Raw genomic sequence first — 18,309 nt, forward strand, 5'->3', positions numbered from 1 at the left:
TGCTCTAGCCATGACTTTGTCATGGCTTTCATGTAAAATCAGCGACAATTTTTAATTTACACATTTGTGAGTGGTTTTCATGGGTTTTAATTGCGGTATTGTTGGTCTGCCAAACGTAGGGAAATCTACCCTTTTCAATGCATTAACGAAAGCAGCGATTGCAGCGGAAAACTTCCCTTTCTGTACCATTGAACCAAACACAGGTATTGTTCCTGTACCAGATCCACGTTTAGACAAACTTGCTGCGATTGTTAAACCACAGCGTATTTTGCCAACTACAATGGAATTTGTGGACATTGCAGGTCTTGTTGCTGGTGCATCAAAAGGTGAAGGCTTAGGTAACCAATTCCTTGCTAACATCCGTGAAACTGATGCAATCGCTCATGTTGTACGTTGTTTCGAAGACGAAAACGTGATTCACGTAAATGGTAAAATTGATCCATTAGACGACATCGCAACTATTAATACTGAACTTGCGCTTGCCGATCTTGAAACTGTTGCTAAAGCAATTTTACGTTTAACTAAAGTTGCTAAAGGTGGTGACAAAGAAGCTGTAGCAACTAAAGCAGTTTTAGAAAAAATCCAACCGTTACTTGACGAAGGTAAACCAGCGCGTGCAGCTGATTTGTCTGATGACGAACGCAAATTAGTTCGTGGTTTTGGTTTAATGACTTTAAAACCAACCATGTATATTGCAAACGTTGCAGAAGACGGTTTTGAAAACAACCCACACTTAGAAGCTGTTAAAAAACTTGCTGCTGAGGAAAATGCGATTGTTGTTCCTCTTTGCAACCAAATCGAAGCTGAAATTTCATTATTAGAAGATGAAGACCGTGCTGAGTTCCTAGAAGCAATGGGCATGGAAGAACCAGGTTTAAATGTGGTTATTCGTGCAGGTTATGCGCTTTTAGGTTTACAGACTTATTTCACTGCTGGTGTACAAGAAGTTCGTGCATGGACAGTAAAAGTTGGCGCAACCGCTCCTCAAGCCGCTGGTGTGATTCATACCGACTTCGAAAAAGGCTTCATCCGTGCTGAAGTTGTTGCATATGATGACTTCGTACAATACAACGGTGAAAACGGCGCTAAAGAAGCTGGTAAATGGCGTTTAGAAGGTAAAACTTACGTTGTTCAAGACGGCGATGTAATGCACTTCCGTTTTAACGTTTAAGTTAAAGCTAAAAAAGCCCCAATATGTTGGGGCTTTTTTACATTTAATGACTTAAATCCATCGCCTCTCGTTTACTGCGCGCCTCTTGTAAAATACGTGCATGCAAAGGCTTTCTAAAACCTAGCATAAATATAAATTCTGCCAATACAAATAACGGCCCTATCGCAAGTCCAATCACATCATCAACAAAAGCCGGTTTTTTCTTTTCAAAATAATGTCCCACAAACTGAAAGACCCAACCGACAACAAAGAAGCCAATACTTGCTGCTAACCATTCTCCTAAAGACAATTGAGCAATTTGGCTCGCTAGTGGATACACAGCAAACAAGATAATGAGCATGAGTAAACCAAAAATTTTATCTAGCAATAAATAATAAATCGTACTAGCTACAATCAGCACTATGGCTAAAGTAAGCTTAAAACTACCAATATCGACTCCAGCTCTTGCGGTTAAACACAAAATTGAAAACACGATGAGCGGAATACCGATAAAATGCGTCAAAATATTTTTATGATTTAAGTGGTAAGCCGCATATTTGCTAAGCTCTTGCTCCAGATTTGACATGAGTTATTCCCTATTCACTTACATATAGTCATACTGTACATATAAGGAAAACGTAAAGTTGTCAGCTATTTGACAAAGTAATGAATTTTTTCATGGATGACCGAATTTTGGACCTAATTTATATTAACCGACTAAAAGAAAACACATGGTTTAGTGTGCTTCCGGAAACATTCCAAAATTTTATTTTAGAACATGGCAAGCAAATCACCTTTGAGAAAAATAGCTATGTTTTCCATGCTCAAGATCTATTTGATGGTATTTATACCGTACTTGAAGGCTCAATTAGCTTGGGTTATGTCGATGTAAATGGTAATGAAGCACTTTCTGCTATTGCTGAGCCGATTATGTGGTTTGGTGAAATATCATTGATTGATCATGAACCGCGCTCACACGATGCGATTGCCTTGAAAAAAAGCACAGTTCTACATATTCCTGCAAAACCATTAAATGATCTACTCAAGGACAATCCATATTATTGGTATTTTTTCGCACGTTTAACCAGTCAAAAACTTAGATACGTTTTCTTAGAACAGATTGCGATACAAACACGCAGTATTTCTCAAAGGCTGGCTCAGCGTCTTCTATTCATTTTAGAAGGATATGGGAATCATATTCTTATTCAAGATCGTCAAATTCATATTTCTCAAGAACAGTTGGCAAATATGCTGACCACATCTAGACAGACGATCAATCATGAGCTGAGCCTGCTCGAAAAACAGAAAATCATCAAAATTGCTTTTAGAAAAATTGAGATTCTAGATATTGAGAAATTGAAAATAGTTGCTCAAGCACAATGCTAATTTTTTAAAAGCGGCTAAATAATAAAAACTTAAAATTAAATTAAAAAATTAGATAACACTGCAAATCAAAACATTGTTCAAACTCTATTTCCACAAAATAAATGTGTTAAAGCAGATATTTTCACCCTACACTCAAGCTGAGCAATAATACTCAACAAGGCACTGATTAACATGAAAAAATTATCAACAATTCTTACAGCAGGCGTATTGGCTATGTTAAGTGTTTCGGCATTTGCATGTCCAAAAGGGACTCAACTACAAGGCGGTACAGGACCAAATCACAAAGGTGGAAAATGTGTAGCGGTACATGGAAAAGCTACCGCTCAAAAAGCCAAGAAAGAGGTAACTAAAACTAAACAGGATGTAAAAAAGACTTAAGCACTCAAAAACATAATGCAATGACCAGCGCGACTCATTCTCAACATGAATCACAGCAAATGACTCATCAAATGAAACAAGATGCTGTGAAGACTGCAAACACCGCTAAAGCTGCCACAAAACCGTAATTCACATTCATTATCGTTTAAAAGCAAAAAAAGCGAGATTGGTCATCTCGCTTTTTTTAGATTCATTAGTTTTATTTTGGCGACGTATTTCCAAGATTTGGTGTATCGATCGCATCCTTACATTGCGCTTTATCTCGCTCATAGTCCGCTTGTTTTTGGGCAACTGAACTATTGTTTTCTAGCGTTTCGCGTGCCCATATATCTAAACTTGTCAGAGCCTTACGACAGAGTGCATATTTCCCTTCTGTCACCGAATCCGTCATTTTTACATTAATGCGCCAGTCTGTACTCAGTTGACGTAAAGGTTTACGAACTTTGTCATCAATTTGGCTGAGTTGTTTTTCATAAACTAAATGCTCAACCGTGTTAATTAATGCCCATGCTTTTTGAGCATAAACAGTTGCATCATTGGTTAGTTTCGGTGCTGGCTTAATTTCTACTTTTTTTTCTGCACCTTGATTACCATTATCACAGCCCTGCAATGTAAAAATACCTGCACTCATCATGGCGATATAAACTAAACGAATCTTTGCCTTGAACATATCAAACTGCCGATTAAACATTTCGGCACTATGCTATTAAATTCGGCTACAATACTCAATCTTTCAAGTATTTTTATCATTTGGTTTATTGCCAAGGTGTATTGTGTCCGAACAACAATTGATGCCTGCCCAAACAGCAACTTTTTGGCAAGGCGCCAAAGATAGCCAAGCTATCGTACTCACCTATTTACCCGTTTCTTTTGCCTTTGGCGTTTCTGCATCTCAGTTTGGTTTTACACCATGGGAAGCTTTTTTTCTATCTTGTTCAATGTATGCTGGCGCTAGCCAATTTTTGGTTGTCGCTCTTTTGGCTAGCGGTTCATCCATCTGGCTAACAGCATTAACAGTTATAGCACTAGATATTCGCCATGTCCTTTATGGGCCTGCTCTATACAACCTGATTCCAAACAAATTAAATCTTAAGAAAACTGCAGTATGGGCTTGGGGCTTAACGGATGAAGTTTTTGCCAGTGGAATGATCCAACTTTCACAGCGCAAACAACAATGGTCCGAGTCTTGGATGTTAGGCTTAAGTCTATTTAGTTGGATGGCTTGGGCAACTGGCTCTTTGTTAGGCGGATTATTTGCCGATCAAGTTGCTCATTTACCAAAGTTTTTACAAGCAGCTTTAGACTTCTTATTACCTGCTTTATTCTTAAGTTTTTTATTAGCGGCGTTTGAACGAAAGCACAGCCTTGTTGTTGCTGTATCTTTAGTAGTTTCAGCTTTGGCATGTTATTGGATTAACTTATCAGCGGCTATCTTTATAGGTATTTTTTCAGGCATTTTAGCTGGTCTATTTAAACACTACGTGCTGAAACAGCATGAGGAGGTTGAGGCTTAATATGAACCTAGAAATTATTCTGGTCGGCATTATTGTAGGCATAGCCAATTTTGCTTCACGCTTTGGACCTTTTTTCGTAATACAAAAACTACAGGGCAACCAACAAAGACGCGGCTCAATCTGGATCAAAATTGCCTTAGGAAGTATTGGAATATCTGCAATTAGTGCCATGCTTGTAGTTGCTACCCTTCCACCTCTCCTTGAAACTCCCAATAAGAGTTTCGCAATGCTTATCGGTTTTTTTGTTTTAGCAGGTCTTTATTTTAAATTTAAGAAAATCGTACTTGCAACTTTAACTGCCGCAATTGTTTATGGTCTGATCTATACTTATTTACGTTTATAAATAGATAAACTGATCTTCCTTATATAAAATAAAATCTGGCTAGAGGCGTTTAAGATTGAAACTTCTGGCTTGGAAAATTTAATTTTTGAATTGATTAAAAAGATAACCTTAGCTACTTAATAGAGATAAAAATGTCACAAGTTAAAATTTATGCAAATGAACAAACCATTATGCAGTACCGAGAATTACTTTCTCATGCAATCCATCAAGCGCTTATTGAAGAATTGAAATATCCTGTTGAGAAGAAGTTTCAACGTTTTATTAGCCTTAAACCAGGAAATTTCATTTATCCTTCTGACAGGAGCCAGCATTACATTATTATCGAACTTTCAATGTTTGCAGGCCGCAGCCCAGCCACTAAAAAGCAGCTTATTCAAACCTTATTTCGTAATATTCAAGAACAATGCAAAATTTCTCCACAAGACATTGAAATTACTATTTTTGAAACACCTAAAGAAAATTGGGGCATCCGTGGTAAAAATGCGGATGAATTGCTTTTAAACTATCAGGTTAATATCTAAAAACCACTTTTTTAATTGTCCGACAAAATTACTTTTTTTATGCATGATAAGGCTTAACTCCACCATAAGTTCTGCTATGCTTAAAAAAATAATTTTGTCAGGATGATTCGCATGAGCGTGACACTCGGTACCCCACTTCAATCTTCTGCATTTAAAGTTTTATTGTTAGGTTCAGGAGAGCTTGGCAAAGAAGTTGTAATTTCCTTACAACGCCTTGGTGTAGAAGTACATGCAGCCGACCGTTATGATCACGCACCAGCAATGCAAGTTGCACATTTTTCTTATGTATTAAACATGGCAGATCCTGCCCAATTAAAACAACTCATCGAGAAAATTAAACCAAATTTAATTGTTCCAGAAATTGAAGCAATTGCGACAGAAGTTTTACTTGAAATTGAAGCGAGCAAAACAGCAACTGTCATCCCTTCTGCTAAAGCTGTAAACCTCACAATGAACCGTGAAGGCATCCGCCGTCTTGCGGCTGAAGAACTTGGCCTACCTACTTCTGCTTATCGTTTTGCTGATACGCTCGAAAGCTTCCGCGCCGCTTGCGATGACATTGGTTATCCAAACTTTGTAAAACCAGTCATGTCATCTTCAGGTAAAGGTCAGTCTCGTGTAAAAAGTTTCGATGAAGTCGATGCTGCATGGGAATATGCATTGCAAGGTGGCCGTGTTAACCAAGGCACGGTTATTATTGAATCTCAAATTGATTTTGATTTTGAAATTACATTACTTACCGTTCGCGCTAAAAACCCTGAAACTGGTGAAATCGAAACTCATTACTGTGACCCAATTGGTCACCGCCAAGATGCCGGGGATTATGTAGAAAGCTGGCAACCTCAACCAATGACGGCGGCGGCACTTGAAGAAGCAAAACGTATTGCAAATAAAGTGACAACTGCACTTGGTGGCTGTGGTATTTTTGGTGTAGAACTGTTTATTAAAGGCGACAAGGTTTGGTTTAGTGAAGTCTCACCTCGCCCACACGATACAGGACTCGTAACTTTAGCATCTCAGTTTCAAAGTGAATTTGAACTGCATGCACGTGCAATTGTAGGTTTACCTGTAAACACAGCACGCCACAGTGTTGCAGCAAGTGCGGTAATTTATGCTGGAGTTGATGCCAGCAATTTAAGTTATAGCAATCTCAATGTAGCTTTAACCCACCCAGACACCGATTTACGCCTGTTTGGCAAACCAGAAGGTTTCAAACGTCGTCGTATGGGGGTAGCAACCGCTCGTGCTGAAAATACTGATCTTGCTCGTACTTTAGCGAAAGAAACCGCTGATCAAGTAAGCGTTCAAACAAACTCTTAATTTTTACTTATTGGTAGACCCATTTTCATGATCAATATATCGCCATTGTTGAACTATGTCTCAAGTCATCATGATATTAAAGCCATTAATCAGTGGCGAACGGATGTAGAAAAACAGTTGCAAGATTCATATGAAAATGGGCAATCTATTCGTGAAATCATTAAAGCCCGTTCAGATTTAGTAGATGAAGCACTGATCTTTTTATGGAAACATGCTGAACTCGATCAGACAGAACTGGGCCTTTTTGCTGTAGGCGGTTATGGGCGCCGTGAAATGTTGCCCTATTCCGATGTCGATATCATGATCCTATCGGAGCATGAAATTAACGAAGAAAACGAAAAACGTATCTCTACATTTATTTCTTCTTTATGGGACGTTGGAAACTTTAAACCCGGCATTAGTGTTCGCACGATTCAAAGCTGTGTTGAACAGGCTGCTACCGATTTAACCGTTGCAACAACTTTAATTGAAGCGCGGTTAATTACTGGCAATAGTCAGCTTGCGAAATGGCCTCGCCGTATTGTTTCGCAGACATGGACTGACAAAACATTCTATGACGCAAAAATGGCCGAACAAGCCAAGCGTTACCATCAACACAACAATACTGAAAGTAATTTAGAACCCGACATTAAAAATGCACCGGGTGGTATACGTGACATTAACCAAATTGGCTGGATAGCCAAACGTCACTTTCGCGTAAATCGTATTTATGACTTAGTGCATTTAGGTTTCATTTCAGAGTTTGAATTGGCAGTTTTAGAAGAAGCTGAAAGTTTTCTTTGGGAAATTCGACATCATTTACACCGTTTAGCTAAACGTGATGAAAACCGTTTACTCTTTGACCACCAAAGGGAAATTGCCGCTAAATTTGGTTATGTTCGTCAAGAAGGCCAACCTGTAAATTATGGTGTTGAGCAGTTCATGAAACGCTACTACCGTACGGCGCAGCAAGTTTCAACACTCAATGAAATGTTGCTTGCGTATTTTAGCGAGTCAGTGATTACTCCTCGACTGCCCAACTATGAACGCAAAATTGAAGTTGTTAACGATCACTTTAAAATTGTCGATAATAAACTTGCCGTACAACATCATAAAATATTCGCCGAGCATCCAAGCGCGATTTTAGAGTTGTTCTATATTTTAGCCAATCGACCAGATATTGAAGGTATTCGCGCCCGGACTTTACGCTTACTTATTCTTGCCGCAAAACGAATCAACCAAAGTTATCGCGATAATCCAGAGCATCAAGCACTGTTTATGTCGATTATTCGCTCACCATATCGTTTATACGATACCTTGGTTGCGATGAAACGATATGGTGTTTTAGGAAACTATATTCCTGCTTTTGGCCAAATTATGGGCCTTATGCAATATGACTTGTTCCATATCTATACGGTCGATGCTCACACATTATTATTGCTGCGTAATTTAAATCGTTTTAGAGAACCTGAATTTGCCAAAGAATTCCCTGTAGTAAGTTCAGTTTTCCAACGTCTTGCTCGTCAAGATATTGTGTTCATTGCTGCTTTATTCCATGACATCGCAAAAGGTCGCGGTGGTGACCACAGCGAACTCGGCGCAGAAGACGCGATTGAGTTTGGCCGTGCACATGGCTTTACAGAGCGTGAATGCAAATTAATTGCATGGCTTATTCAAAACCATTTGCTCATGTCTTTGACCGCTCAGAAAAAAGATATTTCTGATCCTGATGTCGTGAAAGATTTTGCAGAGAAACTGGGCGATATGGAGCATCTTGATTATCTATATACCTTAACGGTTGCCGATATTAACGCGACAAATCCAAAACTATGGAACACATGGCGCGCTTCTCTCATGCGTCAACTTTATACGCATGCTCGTGATGTAATCCGTACAGGTTTAGGCCGTCCCGTTGACTACCAAATGCTGATTGAAGACACCAAATTTGCAGCAAGTGAATTGCTGGTAAATAACTTCGCATTGGCAGATGTCGAAAAAGTATGGCAAGAACTAGGTGATGAATACTTCATTAAAGAATCAGCGGATGAAATTGCGTGGCATACACAAGCAATTTTAAAACACGGTGATAATCCAGAGCCATTAGTCCTCTTGCGTGCTCACCGTAAAGCAGCTCAAGATGCGGTGCAAATCTTTATTTATACTCGCGATCAACCTAACCTATTTGCCACCACTGTTGCCGTTTTAGACCGAATGAACTTAGACGTTCAGGATGCAAAAATTATCACGGCAAGTACAGCATTTAGCTTAGACACTTATGTTGTACTTGATCGTTTCGGGACATTGCTTACCGACCCAGAACGTGAAGAAACCGTTAAAAATGCATTAGTGAAAGCCCTTAGCCAACCAGACCAATATCCGGGACTCATGCAACGTCGTATTCCACGTCAATTACGTCATTTCGATATTGAAAATACAGTCGACGTAACATTAAATGAAGCCTTACAGCAAAATATGGTCGAAATTTCAACACTCGATCACCCCGGTCTACTTGCACGCGTGGGTGGTTTATTTATGATGCAAGGTTTAGACATCCATTCAGCCCGAATCGCAACTTTAGGTGAACGTGCCGAAGATATTTTCTTTGTCACCAAAAAAGATGGAAAACCGCTGAATAACGAAGAGGTCAAACTCTTCTCGGAAAAACTGAAAGCTGCATTAGATGAAGCATCTAATCAAATTTGTCAGCACTGAAACTCAACTACTTGGTAACTGTTTAATGAACTCTAGCTTGTCGTTATTACACCCGTATCCATTTGAAAAGTTAAACCAACTTTTTAAGGATACTACTCCTGCTAACCTTCCCTTGATTCCTCTATCAATTGGCGAACCTAAGCATCCAGCACCAGAGTTTGTTAAACAGGCTATTATTGATAACTTTAACCATTTATCAACTTATCCAAACAGTAAAGGCTTACCAGAGCTTCGCCAAAGCATTGCAGATTGGTTAACTAAGCGCTTTAAACTTAACAGCATTAGTGCTGAAAACCACATCTTGCCTGTCTCTGGTACACGTGAAGGCATTTTCTCTTTTGTACAGGCATTAATTAATCGTGAAGATGCACCTTATGTGGTGATGCCGAATCCGTTTTATCAAATTTATGAAGGTGCAGCTTTACTTGCAGGTGCAAAGCCATACTTCATTAATTGCACGGAAGAAAATGGCTATTTAGGTGATTTTGATGCTGTACCAGCAGAAGTTTGGGAAAAGACAGCCCTTCTTTTTGTATGTACACCAGGTAACCCAACAGGTACTGTGCTTTCTAAAGAACAATTTAAAAAGTTAATTGCCTTATCTGATCAATATAATTTCGTTATTGCTTCTGATGAATGCTATTCAGAGCTTTGGTTTGACCAAGCACCTACTGGTCTATTAGAAGTTTGTGCAGAGCTTGGACGTGATGACTACAAAAACTGTATCGTATTTCATTCACTTTCAAAGCGTTCAAACTTACCGGGTTTGCGCTCAGGTTTTGTAGCGGGTGATGCCGATCTGTTAAAGCCATATTTGCAATACCGCACCTATCACGGCGCTGCAATGCCAGTACAACACCAGCTTGCTTCAATCGCAGCGTGGAACGATGAAAACCATGTTGAAGAAAACCGTAAGCAATATCGTGCAAAGTTTGATTTATTCCAATCTGAGCTAGGTCATCTCCTCCCATTACAAAAACCTGATGCCGGTTTTTATTACTGGTTAAAAGTCGATAATGATGAAACTTTTGCCAAGATGCTGATGGAAAAAGCACACATTAAAGTTTTACCGGGTCGTTATCTATCTCGTGATACCGAACAAGGTAACCCTGGTGCCAATCATGTGCGTATGGCTTTAGTAGCAGATTTGGCACAATGTGAAGAAGTTGTTAAACGTTTAAAAGCGATTCTTTAAACCCAGCAAAATTGCATAGCCTTCAGTTTTATTTAGAAGGCTATGCGATCTGCTTTAACTATAGGCAACCAATAACACTGCGAAAAAAACGAAAGCCAGACTGGAGCAATAATATATTCCTCTAGCAGAGCGTTTAATCTGTGCTAATACACGCTCTTGACGCAATAAACGAACTAATAATAAATTCCACCCGAAAACCACTCCTGTCATCCATATACTCATTAGTAATTTTTGAAATAAGCTAAATTCCTGTTGAATAAGTAGCATTAAACTACTATAAAACATAATATTTTTAGGATTAAGAAGACTGGATTGCAAACCCAGAGCCAAGCTTTTAGCTTTACTCTTATAATTAGACTTTTGTTCAACCAAACTATTTTCAGCAACAGTAATATTTAAGTTTGTTCCTTGAGTGGCTCTAAAACAGAGAAAACTCAAATAAGCTAAATATCCAGCCCCCATCCATTTAAGTACTAAAAGAATCATTGTACTTAAATTACCAAGAACCATAAGTCCAAATATACACACCATTAAGATAACAGCATTACCCAAAGTAATTCCCAGAATAACGCCATAGGTATAACGCGCTCCTTTTTGCAAAAGACTGGTCAAAATAAGAAAAAAATCTGGACCTGGAGATAGTAGTGCTAAAAAGTGAGTAACGGCGATAACCAAAAAAACTTCCATAACGATTTCATCTTTAAAACTGTATGGAGTAGCTTAAAAATAGAGAAAAATAATTTCTTGTAAATTATTGCGCGGCTGCAAGTTGAAACTGTCGAGGAGTAATTCCCGTATGTGCTTTAAAAGCTTTATGAAAATGGCTTTGATCACTAAAGCCTAAATTGACAGCTAGCTCTGCGAGTGAAATCCCTTGCTTTAATTGAGCTCTGGCTTGATTAATCTTTAAATTAATTTGAAATGCATGTGGAGTTAAACCAACATTGGCCTTGAATAAACGAATGATTGCATATCGACTAAGACCAACCTGCTCTGCAAGCTCTTCAAGAGAAATAAATTGTTCTGACGATTTAATAATATGAATTAAGTCCAAAAAATCTTCATACAAATATTCAGTTTTTTGTATTTCTTCTAATACGAAATGTGGGAGTAACAACTGGGTAAGGCAATAGATCAGCGACTGTTCTTTTTCAATAATTAATTTTTCAGGATCGAATAAAGTTTCATTCATATCAGAAAAAGCCTGATATAAAGTTTCTTCTTTTATTATGAGCGGCTTATGCTGAGGCAGATGTAAATCCAGACCATGTTCTCGAAATTCTGAATACAGCTGATTTAACCACCTTATGTCCAAATGTAGCATTTGGTAGCTCCAAGCTTGATCTGGCAAAGGGTTACATGAATGCTCAATATGTGCGGGTACGATCACCAAAGTACCAGCATCAATCTTTTGGGGTGTACCAAATGAACTTTGAAAAACGCTATTCCCCTCGTCTATAGCCCCGATAGAAAACGTTGGATGACTATGAGACTTATAACACGTTCGGCTAAAACAGGATCTTCTGGTTTCAACATACGGCATTCGCCCATCCTGCCAAAACTCAAAAGCTTGAGGAATAGCGTTCATTTAAACAATTAACTCGCTAATGCTTTTTCAATATCAGCTTCTAAAGCTTCTGGCTTAGTCGTAGGTGCATAGCGATTTAAAACAGCACCATCTTTACCTACCAAGAATTTGGTAAAGTTCCATTTAATGCTACTACTACCTAAAATACCTTTAGCTTCACGTGTTAAATATCTAAAAATCACATGGGCTTCCGGGCCTTTTACATCAACTTTAGCAAACATGGGAAATTTCACCCCATAGTTACGCTGACAGAAGCTACCAATTTCTTTATTGCTTCCTGGATCTTGCCCACCAAACTGGTTGCAGGGAAAACCTAAAACTTCTAATCCTTGATCTTTATATTTTTCATAAAGTTTTTCGAGGCCAGCAAATTGTGGTGTAAAACCACATTTACTGGCAGTGTTTACAATTAGTAAAACTTTACCTTTATAATCAGCTAATTGCTTAACTTCACCCTCTAACAGCTCAGCTTCAAACTGATAAATATTACTCATGGATAGGTTTCCTCATCATTTTTTTCTTCTGTTTTCAGTTGTAATGATGCCGAGTTTACACAGTAGCGCAAACCAGTCGGCTGTGGTCCATCTTCAAATACATGCCCTAAATGAGCTTCGCAATCATGACAAACTATTTCAGTTCTGACCATACCATGCGTTAAATCTTCATGTTCATCAATGACAGCACCATTGATCGGACGGAAGAAACTTGGCCAACCGCAACCGCTATCATATTTGGTATCTGATGAGAACAACTCTGCGCCGCAGCAACGGCAAACATAAGTACCATGTTGCTTAGTATTCCAGTATTGCCCCGTAAATGCAGGTTCAGTGCCTTTTTGTCGTGTAATCCGATACTCTTCTGGTGATAACTCTCTTTGCCATTCCCGGTCTGTTTTATTGACTTTTCCCATGACATACACCTTTTATTCTGAAGTAAACATTTCTGATGATCGAGTTTTATATTTACGCCATTCATCACAAAAACACTAGTCTCTGAACGTAAAATTTGTTGGAATTTAAACATATAAAGAACAAAAAGCAAAAAGTAAGCAAAATACAAAATCAAAAGTAAGCAAATTTATTACTAATCTTCTTTAAAGCAAGCAAACATAGTGCTATTCTAAGTGCGCACGGTTGTATAGGACAGAACATGTCTCAGAAAAAAAGTGTGGTTTTCCAACAACTACTACCAATTATCAAACAATATCAACAATCGGGTTTTACCCATGAAAAAATTGTTGAACTATTGAAAGATCAACATGATCTAAATTTGGTAACAGTTAAAACATTTAAAAGTTATTTATACCGATATGCAAAAGTGAATCCCGTTATGTCTAAAAATACTGCTACCATCCATTCCATGCCATCTACTCGAGAAATCAAAAAATCATCGAAGCTTGAGCATGTTTGTTATGACATCCGTGGGCCAGTTTTACGAGCCGCCAATGAAATGGAAGAGCAAGGACATAAGATTATCAAGCTGAATATCGGCAACCCTGCTCCATTTGGTTTTGAAGCACCCCAAGAAATTATTAATGATGTTGCTTTAAACTTACCAAATGCAATTGGTTATGTTGACTCAAAAGGTATCTTCCCTGCTCGCAAAGCAATTTGTCAGTATTACCAGCAAAAAGGAATTCTCAATATGCATGTCAATGACGTGTATATTGGTAATGGCGTATCTGAACTCATCGTAATGGCTATGCAAGGCCTATTAGATGATGGAGACGAAATGCTGATTCCAATGCCGGATTATCCGCTTTGGACAGCAGCAGTTAATCTTTCAGGCGGCACAGCAATTCATTATAAATGTGATGAAGAAAATAGCTGGTACCCAGATATTGCTGATATTGAAAGTAAGATTACTCCGAATACTCGCGGTATTGTCATCATTAACCCGAACAACCCTACGGGTTCGGTATATCCACGCCACATTCTTGAACAGATTGTAGAGATTGCAAAAAAATATGATCTAATTTTATTTGCTGATGAAATTTACGACAAAATTATTTATGACGGTATTGAACATGTTTCAGTAGCATCATTAGCGGGCGACCAGCTTTGCGTATCTTTTAATGGTTTATCAAAAGCTTATCGTATTGCAGGCTTCCGTTCAGGTTGGATGGCAATTACGGGTGATAAAAGCCGTGCTGCCGACTATATCGAAGGATTAGACATGTTAGCGTCAATGCGCCTATGTGCTAACGTTCAAGCTCAATATGCGATTCAAACTGCCCTAGGCGGTTATCAATCAATTAATGACTTGATCCGTCCTGGTGGCCGTTTATATGAACAGCGTAATATTGCGTGGGAAATGCTTAATGAAATTCCAGGCGTAAGTTGTGTAAAACCAGATGGAGCAATGTACTGTTTCCCGCGCCTTGACCCGAACATCTACCCAATTGAGGATGATGAAAAGTTAATGCTTGATTTGCTACGTGCAGAAAAAGTTTTATTGGTGCAAGGTACAGGCTTTAACTGGCCAACACCTGATCATTTCCGCGTGGTTTTCTTACCTGCTGAAAATGAATTACGTGAAGCAATTACCCGTCTAGGTCGTTTCTTAGCCAATCGCCGTTAAAAAAATGCATAACAAAAAAGGCATCTCTAAATAGGTGCCTTTTTTATAATTCTATTTTTTTCATTTTTATAAAAGAAGAATCTTCTAACCACATAACAATTTTATCAACACAAAATAAATTATTGTATTTAAATTATTTTTATAAATTTTATAATTCTTTTAACTTTAAAAATTAGTTAATTTTTTGATTTATATATTTTTTACCATACGTTTAAAATCACTTGATTTCCTCAATCTACTTAACCTTTATTATGCAAAAAATGCATGGATCAATATTTTTTTGCATTTCACACCGCTTCAAAATCGAGCAACAATCCATCTCCATAACAACATCGCCATATTCGATTCGGTTAAAACAGATACAGATCTAGGAAGATAACATCGTTAGAACAACCGAACTGAACTAACAAGGAAAGCTTTCAATCATTCAAATCCCATCAAAGGATGATTGAATCAAATGGATAGAGGTTCATATGAAGCAAAAGAAATTGCTAAAGTATATTGTTGTTGCTATTTTACTTGGCATACTGACAGGTTGGATTTGTCACCACTTCTTTAATGAGGGTGAACAATTGAAGCAAATCGCTTCTTATCTCAACATACCTACAGATATCTTTTTACGCCTTATCAAAATGATTATTGCTCCATTGGTATTTGCCACTATTGTTTCAGGCATTGTATCAATGGGGAAATCGACATCAATCGGCAGTATCACCCTTAAATCAATGACTTGGTTTATTACTGCTTCGTTCGTATCGCTTGCTATCGGTATGGGTCTGGCAAACTTTTTCCAACCAGGTGCAGCTTTAGATTTAGTATTACCAACTGCGCAACAATTGAGTAGCTCTTCTGCTCCAGCGACTACAGGCTTCACTCTACAATCATTTTTAAGCCATGTTTTCCCACGCAGTATTGCCGAAGCAATGGCAAATAACGATATTTTGCAAGTCCTTGTTTTCTCTATTTTCTTTGGCTCAGCCCTTGCTTTTGTAAATCAAGGCAAAGAAAAAGATTCAGTTATCATTCGTTTGACTGATGAACTCAGCAAAATCATGTTCCGTATTACTGATTACGTCATGATGTTTGCACCTGTTGCAGTATTTGCAGCAATCGCTTCAGCAATTACAGTACAAGGTTTAGGCTTGATTGTTGATTATGGCATTTTAATCGCGGAGTTCTACTTTGGTCTTTTATTACTGTGGATCATCTTATTCTCTGTAGGTGCAATCGTACTTAAAAAAGATATTTTCCGCTTAGGTAAATTAATTCGTGAACCTGTGACGCTTGCTTTTGCCACAGCTTCAAGTGAATCAGCCTATCCTAAAGTTATGGATGCACTAAATAAATTTGGCGTGCCTAAAAAAGTAACGAGCTTTGTATTACCTTTAGGTTATTCATTCAACCTTGATGGTTCAATGATGTACACCACGTTTGCAGTGCTCTTTATTGCTCAGGCCTACAATATTGATCTTAGCTTCACTCAACAAATCTTAATTTTGTTAACTCTAATGGTAACAAGTAAAGGTATTGCTGGTGTTTCACGAGCTTCTATTGTAGTTATTTCAGCGACGCTCACTATGTTCCACTTACCTGAAGCTGGCATCCTTTTATTACTCGGTATCGATCAGTTCCTTGATATGGGCCGTACTGCAACAAACGTAGTAGGTAACAGTATTGCTACCGCAGTTGTTGCCAAGCTTGAAGGCGATAAAGTGGCTGATACTGAAGAACTACCAGAGCCAGTATTAATTAAATCAACTCAAGAACAAACGACCGCATAAGTTTCTCTTTTCTCCCACTCTCCCAACTTAAGAGCAATTTTATATGACCTTATAAAATTGCTCTTTTTTTATTTTAAAATTGGTGGCGGAAATTCACATATATTTTTATATTAAATAATGACTTTAAACTGCTATTAAATTTTCTTAAATCAAACCTTAAAAATAGAATGAAAATTATTCAAACAAATTTTATATTTTTAAAAATAAATACCAAGTGATTAAATTTTAATTCAATTTACAACGATTAAATTATATTAAATTAATGGAATTATTTTTCAATTCATACTGAAAAATTTAAAATCATCTTAATATTAAATTATAACAATAAAAATCAACAATATAAAAATATCAAATGGCAAAAAATTACTTAAACACATCTATTATTTTTTAATTTTATACAGATAAAAAAATCATTTGTTTTATTTATATTAAAAAGTAAACAAATCAAGATAAATTAGAAAAACTTAATAGATTTTTTATTTTATTCATGTTATTTATTAGCGCTAAATAAAAGCAATGATTAAGCGGTTGTTGGTGAAACAAAATGCTATTCAAGGATGCTTCTTATTCAAACAAGTTATGAATATGTTTTACATGGTATGTATTTTGCTTAGGAAAAGCAGTCATATTCAACAAACTTTTACTTCGTCACTTCATAAGGATATTTTCGATGTTGACTAAAACTGTTAAATCTTTAGGTTTAGCGATGGGCTTATTAGCCTGCTCTCTCCCACTTTATGCAAAAAATAATGTTGTTGTAGTTGCGACTGGCGGTACTATCGCTGGTGCTGGCGCAAGCTCGGCAAATAGTGCAACTTATACTGCTGCAAAAGTTCCTGTTGATACGCTAATTAACGCAGTTCCACAAATCAAAGATTTGGCAAATGTAACTGGTATTCAAGCATTACAAATCGCTTCTGAGAGTATTACTGACAAGGAATTATTAGAAATTGCTCGTCAAGTGAATGAGCTTGTTAAAAAGCCATCTGTTAATGGTGTCGTAATTACACACGGTACAGATACTTTAGAAGAAACAGCATTTTTCTTAAATTTGGTTGTTCATACTGATAAACCGATTGTACTTGTTGGCTCAATGCGTCCTTCAACAGCTCTTTCAGCTGATGGCCCACTTAACCTTTATAGTGCAGTTGCTTTAGCAGCTTCTGATGATGCGAAAAATAAAGGCGTTATGGTTCTTATGAACGACTCTATTTTTGCTGCACGTGATGTAACTAAAGGCATTAACATTCATACAAATGCTTTTGTTAGTCAATGGGGCGCTTTAGGTACATTGGTTGAAGGCAAACCATACTGGTTCAGACAGTCTGTAAAACGTCATACAAATGCTTCAGAGTTTAATATTGAAAATATTAAAGGCGATGCACTTCCAACTGTACAGATCGTTTATGGTTCGGACTCTATGCTTCCAGATGCATATGAAGCGTATGCAAAAGCTGGTGCTAAAGCGATCATTAATGCAGGTACTGGTAACGGTTCTGTACCAAAATATATCGTACCAACCTTACAAAATCTTCATGACAAAAACGGTATTCAAATTATCCGTTCATCACGTGTCGCACAAGGCTTCGTATTACGTGATGCAGAACAACCTGACTCTAAATATGGTTGGGTAGCAGCACATGATTTAAACCCTCAAAAAGCGCGTCTTCTTGCAGCTTTAGCTCTTACTAAGACGAATGACACGAAAGAAATTCAGCGCATGTTCTGGCAGTACTAAGTTTTTCAACCAGCCCAAACACAAAGTTTGGGTTGGTCCTATTTCTTAAAAATAAGCTCTTTTATATTAAATCTGTACAATAGATATTCAAATCATTCTTCTTAAATAATAAAATCCTTAACAG

General features: G+C 37.6%; 17 protein-coding genes and 1 pseudogene. 12 read left to right on the plus strand and 6 right to left on the minus strand.

Annotated features, from left to right (window positions below; all coding sequences use genetic code 11):
* Window positions 1-79 precede the first annotated feature (79 nt).
* Window positions 80-1,171, plus strand: coding sequence for a redox-regulated ATPase YchF (gene ychF / locus ACO6UW_RS05860; RefSeq protein ID WP_002050104.1), 1,092 nt, complete (start codon window positions 80-82; stop codon window positions 1,169-1,171).
* A 43-nt stretch (window positions 1,172-1,214) separates the two neighbouring features.
* On the opposite strand, the gene ACO6UW_RS05865 is transcribed toward ychF, so the two are convergent.
* Entirely contained in the window at window positions 1,215-1,736 is a 522-nt protein-coding gene (locus ACO6UW_RS05865; RefSeq protein WP_057062663.1) for a DUF962 domain-containing protein, read from the minus strand.
* 92 nt (window positions 1,737-1,828) lie between these two features.
* On the opposite strand from ACO6UW_RS05865, the gene ACO6UW_RS05870 reads away from it, so the two are divergent.
* Entirely contained in the window at window positions 1,829-2,536 is a 708-nt protein-coding gene (locus ACO6UW_RS05870; RefSeq protein WP_014206532.1) for a Crp/Fnr family transcriptional regulator, read from the plus strand.
* 171 nt (window positions 2,537-2,707) lie between these two features.
* Window positions 2,708-3,042: pseudogene (locus ACO6UW_RS05875) on the plus strand (hypothetical protein).
* A 71-nt stretch (window positions 3,043-3,113) separates the two neighbouring features.
* Here ACO6UW_RS05875 and ACO6UW_RS05880 read toward each other — a convergent pair.
* Complete coding sequence (locus tag ACO6UW_RS05880; RefSeq protein ID WP_025466018.1) at window positions 3,114-3,584, minus strand: hypothetical protein; 471 nt, start codon at window positions 3,582-3,584, stop codon at window positions 3,114-3,116.
* Window positions 3,585-3,705: 121 nt separating this feature from the next.
* Here ACO6UW_RS05880 and ACO6UW_RS05885 point away from each other — a divergent pair, with 121 nt between their 5' ends.
* The 6 genes from ACO6UW_RS05885 (at window position 3,706) to dapC (ending at window position 10,498) form a co-directional block, all read left to right on the plus strand.
* A complete protein-coding gene (locus ACO6UW_RS05885) occupies window positions 3,706-4,428 on the plus strand; it encodes an AzlC family ABC transporter permease (RefSeq protein WP_348891935.1) in 723 nt (240 codons plus the stop codon).
* Window position 4,429: 1 nt separating this feature from the next.
* Entirely contained in the window at window positions 4,430-4,771 is a 342-nt protein-coding gene (gene ygaH / locus ACO6UW_RS05890) for an L-valine transporter subunit YgaH (RefSeq protein WP_057062661.1), read from the plus strand.
* 131 nt (window positions 4,772-4,902) lie between these two features.
* Entirely contained in the window at window positions 4,903-5,292 is a 390-nt protein-coding gene (locus tag ACO6UW_RS05895; protein ID WP_057062660.1) for a tautomerase family protein, read from the plus strand.
* Between the two features lie 102 nt (window positions 5,293-5,394).
* Window positions 5,395-6,612 carry a formate-dependent phosphoribosylglycinamide formyltransferase gene (purT, locus tag ACO6UW_RS05900; RefSeq protein ID WP_081037716.1) on the plus strand — a complete coding sequence of 406 codons (1,218 nt, stop codon included), beginning with the start codon at window positions 5,395-5,397 and terminating at the stop codon, window positions 6,610-6,612.
* A gap of 27 nt (window positions 6,613-6,639) precedes the next feature.
* On the plus strand, window positions 6,640-9,303 hold the full coding sequence (glnD, locus tag ACO6UW_RS05905; RefSeq protein ID WP_000608324.1) for a [protein-PII] uridylyltransferase: 2,664 nt from the start codon (window positions 6,640-6,642) through the stop codon (window positions 9,301-9,303).
* 25 nt (window positions 9,304-9,328) lie between these two features.
* Window positions 9,329-10,498 (plus strand): succinyldiaminopimelate transaminase, encoded by a 1,170-nt coding sequence (dapC, locus tag ACO6UW_RS05910; protein ID WP_025469676.1) that lies wholly within the window; start codon window positions 9,329-9,331, stop codon window positions 10,496-10,498.
* A 54-nt stretch (window positions 10,499-10,552) separates the two neighbouring features.
* Here dapC and ACO6UW_RS05915 read toward each other — a convergent pair whose 3' ends face one another.
* From ACO6UW_RS05915 to msrB, 4 genes are all read right to left on the minus strand, one after another.
* Window positions 10,553-11,185: a LysE family translocator gene (locus tag ACO6UW_RS05915; protein ID WP_057062658.1), complete on the minus strand. Its 633-nt coding sequence runs from the start codon at window positions 11,183-11,185 to the stop codon at window positions 10,553-10,555.
* A 64-nt stretch (window positions 11,186-11,249) separates the two neighbouring features.
* Window positions 11,250-12,086, minus strand: a complete 837-nt coding sequence (locus ACO6UW_RS05920) for an AraC family transcriptional regulator (protein WP_032062434.1) — start codon at window positions 12,084-12,086, stop codon at window positions 11,250-11,252.
* Between the two features lie 8 nt (window positions 12,087-12,094).
* The gene (locus ACO6UW_RS05925) at window positions 12,095-12,580 is read right to left on the minus strand and encodes a glutathione peroxidase (RefSeq protein ID WP_002114194.1); all 486 of its coding nucleotides are present in this window, start codon (window positions 12,578-12,580) and stop codon (window positions 12,095-12,097) included.
* The gene (msrB, locus tag ACO6UW_RS05930; protein ID WP_002114184.1) at window positions 12,577-12,996 is read right to left on the minus strand and encodes a peptide-methionine (R)-S-oxide reductase MsrB; all 420 of its coding nucleotides are present in this window, start codon (window positions 12,994-12,996) and stop codon (window positions 12,577-12,579) included. The genes ACO6UW_RS05925 and msrB overlap by 4 nt, the downstream gene beginning before the upstream one ends.
* Window positions 12,997-13,235: 239 nt before the next feature.
* On the opposite strand from msrB, the gene ACO6UW_RS05935 reads away from it, so the two are divergent.
* From ACO6UW_RS05935 to ACO6UW_RS05945, 3 genes are all read left to right on the plus strand, one after another.
* Window positions 13,236-14,666, plus strand: a complete 1,431-nt coding sequence (locus ACO6UW_RS05935; RefSeq protein WP_057062657.1) for a pyridoxal phosphate-dependent aminotransferase — start codon at window positions 13,236-13,238, stop codon at window positions 14,664-14,666.
* A 473-nt stretch (window positions 14,667-15,139) separates the two neighbouring features.
* Window positions 15,140-16,447, plus strand: coding sequence for a dicarboxylate/amino acid:cation symporter (locus tag ACO6UW_RS05940; protein ID WP_002114420.1), 1,308 nt, complete (start codon window positions 15,140-15,142; stop codon window positions 16,445-16,447).
* Window positions 16,448-17,117: 670 nt separating this feature from the next.
* Window positions 17,118-18,185, plus strand: a complete 1,068-nt coding sequence (locus ACO6UW_RS05945; protein ID WP_014206524.1) for a type II asparaginase — start codon at window positions 17,118-17,120, stop codon at window positions 18,183-18,185.
* Window positions 18,186-18,309 lie beyond the last annotated feature (124 nt).

Source organism: Acinetobacter sp. JADD-222 (assembly GCF_049310645.1).

Bases quoted from the DNA above. Each gene is read 5' to 3' on its own strand.
- ychF (WP_002050104.1), top strand. From the start codon at position 80: ATGGGTTTTAATTGCGGTATTGTTGGTCTGCCAAACGTAGGGAAATCT.
- ACO6UW_RS05865 (WP_057062663.1), bottom strand. From the start codon at position 1,736: ATGTCAAATCTGGAGCAAGAGCTTAGCAAATATGCGGCTTACCACTTA.
- ACO6UW_RS05870 (WP_014206532.1), top strand. From the start codon at position 1,829: ATGGATGACCGAATTTTGGACCTAATTTATATTAACCGACTAAAAGAA.
- ACO6UW_RS05880 (WP_025466018.1), bottom strand. From the start codon at position 3,584: ATGTTCAAGGCAAAGATTCGTTTAGTTTATATCGCCATGATGAGTGCA.
- ACO6UW_RS05885 (WP_348891935.1), top strand. From the start codon at position 3,706: ATGCCTGCCCAAACAGCAACTTTTTGGCAAGGCGCCAAAGATAGCCAA.
- ygaH (WP_057062661.1), top strand. From the start codon at position 4,430: ATGAACCTAGAAATTATTCTGGTCGGCATTATTGTAGGCATAGCCAAT.
- ACO6UW_RS05895 (WP_057062660.1), top strand. From the start codon at position 4,903: ATGTCACAAGTTAAAATTTATGCAAATGAACAAACCATTATGCAGTAC.
- purT (WP_081037716.1), top strand. From the start codon at position 5,395: ATGATTCGCATGAGCGTGACACTCGGTACCCCACTTCAATCTTCTGCA.
- glnD (WP_000608324.1), top strand. From the start codon at position 6,640: ATGATCAATATATCGCCATTGTTGAACTATGTCTCAAGTCATCATGAT.
- dapC (WP_025469676.1), top strand. From the start codon at position 9,329: ATGAACTCTAGCTTGTCGTTATTACACCCGTATCCATTTGAAAAGTTA.
- ACO6UW_RS05915 (WP_057062658.1), bottom strand. From the start codon at position 11,185: ATGGAAGTTTTTTTGGTTATCGCCGTTACTCACTTTTTAGCACTACTA.
- ACO6UW_RS05920 (WP_032062434.1), bottom strand. From the start codon at position 12,086: ATGAACGCTATTCCTCAAGCTTTTGAGTTTTGGCAGGATGGGCGAATG.
- ACO6UW_RS05925 (WP_002114194.1), bottom strand. From the start codon at position 12,580: ATGAGTAATATTTATCAGTTTGAAGCTGAGCTGTTAGAGGGTGAAGTT.
- msrB (WP_002114184.1), bottom strand. From the start codon at position 12,996: ATGGGAAAAGTCAATAAAACAGACCGGGAATGGCAAAGAGAGTTATCA.
- ACO6UW_RS05935 (WP_057062657.1), top strand. From the start codon at position 13,236: ATGTCTCAGAAAAAAAGTGTGGTTTTCCAACAACTACTACCAATTATC.
- ACO6UW_RS05940 (WP_002114420.1), top strand. From the start codon at position 15,140: ATGAAGCAAAAGAAATTGCTAAAGTATATTGTTGTTGCTATTTTACTT.
- ACO6UW_RS05945 (WP_014206524.1), top strand. From the start codon at position 17,118: ATGTTGACTAAAACTGTTAAATCTTTAGGTTTAGCGATGGGCTTATTA.